This is a genomic window from Oikeobacillus pervagus (genome assembly GCF_030813365.1).
Classification (GTDB): Bacteria; Bacillota; Bacilli; order Bacillales; family DSM-23947; genus Oikeobacillus; species Oikeobacillus pervagus.
Window position 1 is genome coordinate 1 of record NZ_JAUSUC010000087.1, and the last position, 4108, is coordinate 4108.

Sequence of the window (4108 nt, forward strand, 5' to 3'; positions counted from 1 at the left end):
AAGGGTGAGAGAAAGGCGTGAGCCTTAGTGGGGAAAGGGTTTGAGGAGGATTGGGCGAGGAGTGGTTGGGGGAACGTTATTATTAATTGGGGACATAGTAGAGGTTAAGGGTTAAGGGAAAATGAAAACCCCACCTTTGTATTTTGAATAATGAAGGTACACAAATTGTCTGTTATGCTAAGAATATCTTCCCTTGAAGATATAACAGTACCGAAGGAAAAAAAATCCCCCGATTGACGCTAATCATTCAAGGGTGACTTATTTTTGTTTAGGATTGAAGCTGTATTATTTATTTTTTTGTACCATGTCTTTATCCAATTTTACTTTCTGTATCATTGGGTTATCTTTCGAGTAAATTTCAATAATTGCAGTAACCCAATTGTTTTTCTCATTAACCTGGCGATCACCAAAAACCCACAAGCCAAGTTCCTCTAATTCCTTTATTTGTTTTGTCAAATCATTTTCATAATTGAATCTTTGTCCAATTTCAATCATGTCCCAAATATCTAATAGATCAGCTACTACTGATAAAAATACTTGGGCATTTTCAATTTGTTCCTCAGTTTTGCAATCGTGATAGTCATAACCATATTGATGAGCAGAGCTGATAATCCTAACAAGTTCTCTACCACTTTCAATTCTATGAAGGAAACCAATATCAGCAAACTTTTCTTTGCTCTCTTCCTTAATGGTGTCATCCTCATTAAACATATTTTCAAGTTCTTTCGGATTTGTGTCTAAAGCCTCTAAAATTGAAAGCAAGGTCGCATTTTCTGCTTTTCCAGTAGCCTCTAATCTTCGGACAGTCCTTTCGCTTACGCCTGCTATTTCTGCTAATTGGGCTTGTGTCCAGAGCTTTAAATTCCTCAGTTCTTTGATTTTTAAACCGATATGCATTGTTCACCATCTCCTTGTCCTTTTAGTTGATTTCATTATATATCTAAGCCTCTGAATAATTAAGGTCAGTAACAAGACAATTATAGGACATCTTTAGGGCAGACAAAGATGATATCAGTGGATGATGAAAATTGTAAAAAATAATTTACATTTTCCATGAATATAGTACCTGAATTTGGAGAGAATATACTTCCTCTTTTTCCGCAAAATAATATCAAACAGGAAAGGGAGGGATTTGAAATGGATATATGTATTGATTTAGACAAAAATGATTCTTTCTATTATGCCTTGCGTAATTTTCCAATAAATTTCGATTATGATACTAATTTATCTGAGAAGTTACAAAAAATTACCATTATGTTTTATAAGCTATACCAAGTCACAAAGAGTGAAGTACAAAGCATTTTCACTATCAATGAAGCTAAATTTATCGTATCGGTATTGTTGTTAAATAGGGAAGAGGAAGTAGAGAAGTATCAACCGACTGTATATTCTAAAATGCAAGATGCGTGTACAGAAAAAGATGCAGACGTAGCATTTGATGTTGATATGGATGGATTACTTGAAAAAATCGACAATCTTTCAGAGGGCCAAGCATTAACGTTAGCGATGATGGTGAACGAAATTCAAAAAGAGGTACTGCTGATATCCATGAATGAACTTGCTGAAATGGTACAACACCTCTTTAAACCAGTAAAATAGGTGCAATTGAGAATTGACTTAAAATGAATCGTAATTTACGATAAATAGTAAGATTACAAATTAAACGATATAGGATGATTTTGATGGCGATTTTATTAGATCGAATCAACAATTCCATACAAAAATTTTGCAACCGCTCATTATGGGCGGTTTTTTATTTTTTCTAATACAGTTACAAAGATAACAGTATTACATCGAATACCTGGGAGGTGATAAAAATGAAGTCCTTAATCGAAAAGTTTTTATCAAGGGATGCCGTAGAGAACTTGGTAATAAATACTACTGGAAAAATAACCATGCTAATGATTGGGCTTATGATTGGATATTACCTAAAAAACTGGTTGTTTTAAGTTCTATATAGATTCAGGTAAAAAAGGAAAGCGATAATAAGCATTTCTCAATACATATTAAGTATTTGACAGTTAGCGAGAATCTATATAACCCTTTTATGAAGTTAGCTCATAATGCGGCCAGGGAGTTGCTACGGAAACTAAGATAAGGGGAAATGAAATTATGATCATAAAGGAATATCCAGAATTTAGTTGGTCTTTCAGTAGACATAAAACCATGATGGATTGCCTGAAAAAATATTATCTTTCATATTATGGATTTCACAATGGATGGTTACATAACGCAGATGCTATCAAAAAGCATATCTATAGATTGAAAAAAATTACTAATCTTGAAATGATACTTGGCAGTAAAGTCCATGAGTATATAGAGACATTAATACACAGTAATTTTCATAAGGATTTAATGAATCCAAAGGTCATGTTCAATACTATCTGGAAGGACATTGAAAAAACAATAAATAGTTCGTTTCATCAGTACAATGACTGGTATGAAAAACCAAGTAAGGTTCAGATGCTACATGAAGTCTACTACGAGAATGATATACCAAACGAGAAAATGGCTGATATGAAAGAAAGATTGAACACTATTGTACATAATCTATTCGAGAATGAGACATTCCAAAACATGGTTAAAAAGAAAGTTAAAAATCAACCCGATTCAGAGAAATACAGATATATGAATCGGGATGGGGTGAAGATTTGGGTGCGATTAGACCTTCATTATACGGATTCAAATAATAACCGAACCATTGTAGATTGGAAAACAGGGAAATCTAATAAGGATGACAGATATCAACTGGCATTATATTCTCACTTTATTTCGAAGGCTTATAACATTAGTGATCTTTCAAGAATTGGAATACGAAATGAGTATCTATTAAACAATGAATCTAAAGCATATAAGGTTAATCAATTAGATATTAACAATATGAAAGAATTGATAAATACAAGCATCGAATATATGCAGAGTTTTCTTGAAGATGCTGAAAAAAATATTCCCCTTGATGATTCCTGCTTTACTAAGACAGCTAATCAAAGCATATGCAGTAGGTGTAATTTCAAAGAAATATGTAATGTTAGCAGTGATTAGTGTAAAGAAAAGAATATGTATTGTTACTACCAGAAGTACAAAAACAAAGAATCGCTTCTGGTGTAACTTTCAGGGATTACGACATAGATGACTTATGTGAAAATATTGGGCTGATATCAAAGCGGTAGCGGGTGCGGATTAACGTTGCAGGTAAGGCAATCCCTTTTTCTTGCACCCACTCTAAAGGGAAACTTTTGCGTTCAGCCTGGTAGTAATAGGCATATGCTTTATCAGCAGGCAAGAAATAGGTTTGGTAATTGTGCGAGCGAAAGTTGATGACAAAACCTGCTACAATGCCCTCTTGCTTGCTGTAATGGTAAAGGGAATCGATTTGAAATTGGCTTATATTGCTGAATGGTAAAGATCTTAGTTTTGTGGTTTTAAGTTCGAAGAGATAAAGGTAAGGTTGTCTGAAAATAATAAAATCGCATGCGTTCTTTACATTCTTAAAGCGTAAAGTATCGTCTTTTATCCTCTGAACGAATATGTTGTCTAAGCTATTAAAGAATTCTTTTTCAAAGATTTTTCCGTATGAGGGTTTATTACTGGTTTTATTGGATTGTTTCATCGTTATTCATGCTAAGCTCCTTTCTACAAGACTTCTTTTGTTATATGCAAAGAGGATAATTTAATTACGACTATGGAGCTTAACAAGGTATTACTTTTATTTGATTGTTAAGGAGGTGGTTGTTATGAGATGGACACCATATGAAATTGACGAAGAATTTGAAAAAAATCTAAATCCATATCAAGATGGGGATGAAACATATAATTTTGACGAAAATCCATACCGAGATGGCGATGAATAATCGAAATGAAAATTCATGAGTAATGGTTCATGCTTCCTTTTAAAAGAAAGACATAATTTAAGCCCTTAATTTGAGGGCTTATTCATCCTCCAAGAAGTAACTTAAACCTAAATATTCAAGTTCAACTTCATCGTAATAAGACAATATAGGCATAAAAGTGAGTGGTATGTCAACACTAAACTGAACAAATTTTTAAAGGAACACAAACTTGTTTATAGCGTTCAAAATCTGATCACTTTGCTGGAAGGTAGTGCGTG

At 33.4% G+C, this 4108-nt stretch carries 5 protein-coding genes; 3 read left to right on the forward strand and 2 right to left on the reverse strand.

Annotation, left to right across the window (positions count from 1 at the left end; translation table 11 throughout):
- Nucleotides 1–285: 285 nt before the first annotated feature.
- Nucleotides 286–897, reverse strand: a complete 612-nt coding sequence (locus J2S13_RS16450; protein WP_307258930.1) for a helix-turn-helix domain-containing protein — start codon at nt 895–897, stop codon at nt 286–288.
- Between the two features lie 240 nt (nt 898–1137).
- Here J2S13_RS16450 and J2S13_RS16455 point away from each other — a divergent pair, with 240 nt between their 5' ends.
- The 3 genes from J2S13_RS16455 (at nt 1138) to J2S13_RS16465 (ending at nt 3042) form a co-directional block, all read left to right on the forward strand.
- Nucleotides 1138–1599 carry a hypothetical protein gene (locus J2S13_RS16455; protein ID WP_307258931.1) on the forward strand — a complete coding sequence of 154 codons (462 nt, stop codon included), beginning with the start codon at nt 1138–1140 and terminating at the stop codon, nt 1597–1599.
- Nucleotides 1600–1817: 218 nt separating this feature from the next.
- Nucleotides 1818–1949, forward strand: coding sequence for a hypothetical protein (locus J2S13_RS16460; protein ID WP_307258932.1), 132 nt, complete (start codon nt 1818–1820; stop codon nt 1947–1949).
- Nucleotides 1950–2112: 163 nt separating this feature from the next.
- Nucleotides 2113–3042, forward strand: a complete 930-nt coding sequence (locus J2S13_RS16465; RefSeq protein ID WP_307258933.1) for a PD-(D/E)XK nuclease family protein — start codon at nt 2113–2115, stop codon at nt 3040–3042.
- A 76-nt stretch (nt 3043–3118) separates the two neighbouring features.
- Here J2S13_RS16465 and J2S13_RS16470 read toward each other — a convergent pair whose 3' ends face one another.
- A complete protein-coding gene (locus tag J2S13_RS16470) occupies nt 3119–3610 on the reverse strand; it encodes a Holliday junction resolvase RecU (RefSeq protein WP_307258934.1) in 492 nt (163 codons plus the stop codon).
- Nucleotides 3611–4108 lie beyond the last annotated feature (498 nt).